Origin of the sequence: uncultured Gimesia sp., from assembly GCF_937910335.1 — a bacterium.
Classification (GTDB): Bacteria; Planctomycetota; Planctomycetia; order Planctomycetales; family Planctomycetaceae; genus Gimesia.
Genome location: NZ_CALEMX010000285.1, coordinates 1 through 5,010, shown reverse-complemented (window position 1 = coordinate 5,010; position 5,010 = coordinate 1). Strand labels below are relative to the sequence as shown.

Here is a 5,010-nt window from a genome sequence, read left to right as displayed (position 1 = left end):
CTTCAATAGAACGCATCTGCCGTTCATCGGGTTCTTCGTATTCACCCGTAAAGTTATTTTTCACACGCTCTTTCTGTGTATACGCTTTCACGTTATCAAGATAATTACCGCACAATCGAGTCAATGCTTCTTCATCAGCGGCAATAGCACGCTGCACTTCATTCTTGACAATGTCGGTATACTCTTCTTTGACGATGGTAATTAACTGGCGGTAATGGTCTCGCAATTCTTCGTTGGCGATCAACGAATGATGTTTCAACCCTTCTTCCAGTTCATTGAGCAGCATGAATGGATTCAAATTCGAGCTATGCGAATTTACCACCAGAGCATTAGAGATTTTGTCTTGAACATAACGCGGAGAAATCCCGAACAACCCTTCCGATTTGGCTTCCTTCCGGAGCTGTTCGACATTCTCACTGGTAAATCCAGTTAACGATTTACCATTATACAAATTCATTTTCTGCACCAGAGTTAATCCGTGATGCTTGGGCGTTTCGAGTCGCGTCAATACGGCCCACATAGCTGCGATCTCCAGTGTATGCGGGGCAATATGCTTGCCACGCACGCGCTTGGAATTATAATCCTTCTCGTAGATTTTGATTTCTTCGCTCAACTTCGTAACGTAAGGCACATCGATTTTTACGGTACGATCCCGAAGCGCTTCCATGAATTCATTCGACTGCAACCGACGATATTCCGGTTCATTCGTATGGCCGATAATCACGGTATCAATATCCGTTTGTGCAAATTTCTTCGGCTTAATCTTATGTTCCTGTGAGGCACCAAGCAGGTCATACAAAAACGCCACATCCAGCTTCAACACTTCGATGAACTCAATCAGACCCCGGTTGGACACATTGAATTCACCGTCGAAATTAAAAGCTCGTGGGTCGCTTTCGCTGCCATATTGTGCAATTTTTCGATAATTAATATCACCCGTTAACTCTGTTGAATCCTGGTTTTTCTCATCTTTCGGCTGGAACGTTCCGATGCCAATTCGATCCTGCTCGGAAAAGATAATCCGTTTCACGACGACCTGTTCCATCACTTTGGTCCAGTCCCCATTGCATTCCTTCAGCCTTTCATTGAACAGGAATCGACTCAAAGGACAGACTTCGCCTGTGATTTCCACAATATAATCTAACTCGTTGTTCGCATCGCGATCGGCATTTAGATACTTGCAGATCTCAGCCCGATTCTCCAAGGGGATTAATTGCAAGGGATCACTATTCATCGGATCCCAGTGAATCGATCCATCCGCTTCTTTCCACCCGAAGCTATACAGGGCACCTTCTTCCGTACGCGAATAGCGTTCTAAGCCCTGCTTCAAGAGCCGTGCAATTGTACTTTTTGAACTTCCCACAGGGCCATGCAGTAACAACACACGACGTTCACTGCCGTACTTCAAGGAGGCCGATTTGAATACGTTGACCAACTCCATTAACGGCTTGGAAAGACCAAAAATTCCGTCGCGACCATCGTTTACCGGATCATCGAAGAAGCGATAGCGAACTAACGATTTCTTGCCTTCCACGGGATAGGTTCCATGGCTCATGACCATGTCATAAACTCTTTGGAACGCCGTTCGCGTCACTTTGGGGTCTGCTCGAACAAGGTCCAGGTACTCATCAAAAGTCCCTTGCCAATGTTCCTGCTGGAAAGAATCAGCATTAAGCTGACCAGAGATTTGATTTAAAATCGATCGACCATTTTCCATGGGAATCCTCCTCCTGGCTTCACGACGTGCACTCTGGCAGGCCGTTTGTTGGCCAATAAGTTCGAGGTTATTTAATTGAACAAACTCTTTCTCAAGTGCTGTTGCCTTTCAAAAGGTACTGATAATTTTACGTCCGATTAGACACACACCGCGCAAGGATAGTTCCCTCATACAAAAATGAATTTGTTTCGAGGTTGTTTACAAGACCATCCATGGCCAACACCAAATTGTAAAATTGGGATTCTCGTGTGGACGTGGCTCGAAAGCGTTCTAGGCATGCCACACAGGTATGTCAGTGACTTTACAATGCTTCGAGCACTACTATTATTTCCCACGCCCTAGTTTGAGACAATAGCAATCTTATACTCAGCAAAAACTCCACTGGTTCAAACCTGCATTTTTAAACCGGTAAGTTACATACTGACAACCAGTTAGAAAAACATCTCTTCAGACGCTCTGATTCACCTAAAGCCTTACAGGGACTCCTGAACGAAATACCCCCTCACAGCTTGGACAGACTGGATCTGCTAAGAATTTTCATTTGCAGTCCCACACTACTAACCATCATTACTACGCTTAGAGCAACGAAACTGGTTAAGAAATCATTCGTTTAATATTGGAAGACAGAGGCGTTCTGCTCAATGCAAACGATTCCCTAAGGCGATCAAACACAGTGCGATTTCAAGCGGACACCAAACGCCGCGCTAGGGTTTCATCAGAGTGTGTACAAGCTCAATGATGCGGTCTTCCAGTCCGGGCTTGAAGGGACCATGAAAACCGAAGTACTTCATCGCACCGCCGCCCTCATATCCCCCCTCCTTGAGCACACGTTCGGAAGGCACGTAAGCAAAGACTTCATTGCAATAGCCGGCGACCCAAATACGACGACCCGATAATTCTTCGTGTAAACGAATGGAATAATCAATCACCGTCTCTCCTCCCAGGCCAATCAACGTCAGATCATTCCCAAAGAAAATCACTTGAACAGAAAACGGATAGGAAGATGTGATTGAACCTGTCTCATCCAGTTGATTCAGCAGATACTTGTTGAGGCGTTGCGTGTAGATATCACCCTTTCCCTGCTCTGCGATTAAATCTGTCTTGGATGGCGGATCAACAAACGCTAAATCGGTGCGCTGAAATTTTACTTCCAAAGGTCCTTTGACGGGATCCATCGATTTCCCCATTGCCCGCACCACTGAGTCGGCTAATGCATTACCATGCTGCTCTGCCAAAGCTAGTGTACCGCGAGGATGAGGATTCGCATCGCCTCCGCAGCCCATCATAAACAGAGCCATCGTGCCGGGATATTTTTTCTCAAGCGCCACCTGAGCGAACCCGGCATAATCGCCGCAATATTCAAACAGGGCAATGGTCGTATTATGGCAGGCATACCCAAATAAAATGGCCTGTGTTTTTCCATTGACATCATTCACACGTAATACGGGCACAGTATGATCCACGGGGCCATTCGGGTTGTATCGACCACGCCGATTCCGTGCAAAAGTCGCTTGCGCTTCCCCATACGCGAGCGTCACATCCACCAGTGACTGGCTGGCTTTCACGATCACGTTCGTCAGCTTCTCTTTCAGCAACTTTGCATATTCATCAACTTCTTTCCGTTGAGCAGCATTAAATCCATAAGCTAATGAGGCACAGCCTCGAACAACTGGTCCAGAATGCGTATGCGAGGAATTCAATAGAATCTGTTCGCGCGTGATTCCCGTTTTATTGGCAACGCGTTTTCCTACCGCATCGGAAATATCACGCGTGAGACCAATCAGGTCGGTCGTGACAATAGCCGCGCGCGTTCCATTTTTATCTTCGAAAACCAGAGCTTTGGCCCATAACGGATGTGTCGTTCCCTGAGCCGGTTTTTTGCGAGAGGCATAACCGGCCAGCCAACCCGCTTTCACAGGTGTAATATCAACACGCGCGATTCCCACCCTCCATTCACCAGCCTGCAATCCAGTTTGATTTAAAACCAGTAACGCGAACAGACAAACCAGAATTTTCCTCGACATGGCTTCAACCTCTTTTTAAAAAGCAAGTGATGTCTTCATCTCTGTTTATCCTATAATATTGCTGCACAAAAACGAAGCCTCAGCGGTTTCGCCCTGCAGTTGACAATCCCTCTCCGCAGACTAGGATGGCCATAGAAATATTTCTTTTTGAATCGGCACTCGAACGAACTGACACGGCATCGGAGACAGAGACATGGAAGATTTTATCGCCCGATTACCAAAAGCAGAACTGCATCTCCACATTGAAGGAACTCTGGAACCAGAACTGGCGCTACGCCTGGCGGAAAAGAACCAGATCGATTTCCCTTATCAGACGGTCGAACAAATGCAGGCAGCCTTTGATTTTACCGATCTCCAGTCATTCCTCGACCTGTACTACGCCTCGATCAGTGTCGTGCGTACGGAAGAAGACTTCCACGACCTGACGCTGGCGTACCTGAAAAAGGCGGCGTCTCAAAACGTACGACACACCGAAATTTTCTTTGATCCTCAATCGCATACCGACCGAGACATTCCTTTTGAAACGGTGTTGAATGGAATCACGTCGGCTCTGAAGCAGGGTCAAACGGAACTCGGTATCTCATCCCAGCTTATCCTCAGTTTTTTACGACACTTATCAGCCGAATCGGCAATGGAAATATTACAGCAGGCCCTTCCTTTCCGTGAACAAATCATAGGTGTCGGTCTGGATTCCTCAGAACTGGGACATCCCCCTTCCAAATTTGCAAATGTATTCGCGGAAGCCCGCCGACACGGATTCCGGGTTGTTTGTCACGCGGGTGAAGAGGGCCCGCCCGAATACATAACAGAAGCCCTGGATCTGCTGCACGCGGAACGCATTGATCATGGTGTGCGTTGTATGGAAGATGCCGCCCTCATCGCGCGACTGGCGAAAGAACAGATTCCATTAACCGTCTGCCCACTTTCTAATGTCCGACTCTGTGTTTTCAAAACAATGTCTGAGCATCCTTTGAAACGCATGCTGGATGCCGGCTTATTAGTCACCGTCAATTCCGATGATCCACCCTACTTCGGCGGTTACGTCAATGAAAACTTCGCTGCAATCCAGCAGTCATTAGATCTGACTCAGGCTGACTTGATCAAACTGGCGCAAAATTCGTTCGCAGCAGCCTTTCTATCTGACGAGGAAAAGCAAAAGTTGATGGCAGAACTGCCAGAATTCGTAAACTGACACCGACAGGAATTCTGTTGACTAATTATTTAACGTATCCAGAACGGTATTCAGGTACGCTTTCATTTTCGGGTCAA

3 protein-coding genes are annotated in these 5,010 nt (G+C 47.0%); 1 reads left to right on the top strand and 2 read right to left on the bottom strand.

Features of this window, described 5'->3' with window-relative positions:
• Together Q0668_RS11540 and Q0668_RS11535 are read right to left on the bottom strand one after the other, a co-directional pair.
• Nucleotides 1-1,717 (bottom strand): serine protein kinase (locus Q0668_RS11540; RefSeq protein WP_298864530.1); only part of this gene is annotated, 1,717 nt, incomplete at its 3' end.
• 704 nt (nucleotides 1,718-2,421) lie between these two features.
• Nucleotides 2,422-3,741: a neutral/alkaline non-lysosomal ceramidase N-terminal domain-containing protein gene (locus Q0668_RS11535; protein ID WP_298864527.1), complete on the bottom strand. Its 1,320-nt coding sequence runs from the start codon at nucleotides 3,739-3,741 to the stop codon at nucleotides 2,422-2,424.
• A gap of 193 nt (nucleotides 3,742-3,934) precedes the next feature.
• On the opposite strand from Q0668_RS11535, the gene Q0668_RS11530 reads away from it, so the two are divergent.
• Nucleotides 3,935-4,933: an adenosine deaminase gene (locus tag Q0668_RS11530; RefSeq protein WP_298864525.1), complete on the top strand. Its 999-nt coding sequence runs from the start codon at nucleotides 3,935-3,937 to the stop codon at nucleotides 4,931-4,933.
• Nucleotides 4,934-5,010: the final 77 nt, after the last annotated feature.